The sequence below is a fragment of the Shewanella sp. CAL98-MNA-CIBAN-0140 genome (genome assembly GCF_040309905.1).
Lineage (GTDB): Bacteria > Pseudomonadota > Gammaproteobacteria > Enterobacterales > Shewanellaceae > Shewanella > Shewanella psychromarinicola.
The window spans coordinates 1-238 of sequence record NZ_JBEOPI010000283.1; the positions used below are offsets into that span (position 1 = coordinate 1).

The following is a 238-nucleotide window of genomic DNA, read 5'->3' on the forward strand; positions in this document are numbered from 1 at the left end:
ATTTTAAATATATGTACTGGTCAATGGCACAACAGCTTACCCATCACACTATCACTGGTTGTAAAGTAGAAGTCGGTGACTTGATGGGTTCAGGGACAATTTCAGGGCCGACTCCAGACACTTTCGGCTCGATGCTTGAGCTGGCTTGGAATGCGACTAAACCAGTTGAACTGAGCAACGGCGAGACCCGCACTTTTATTGAAGATGGTGATACCGTTATTATGAAAGGCCATGCCAT

General features: G+C 45.8%; 1 pseudogene. It reads left to right on the plus strand.

The window, feature by feature from the left end:
- Window positions 1-23 precede the first annotated feature (23 nt).
- A pseudogene (locus tag AAEY93_RS21085) lies at window positions 24-238 on the plus strand (fumarylacetoacetase); the annotation flags it as partial.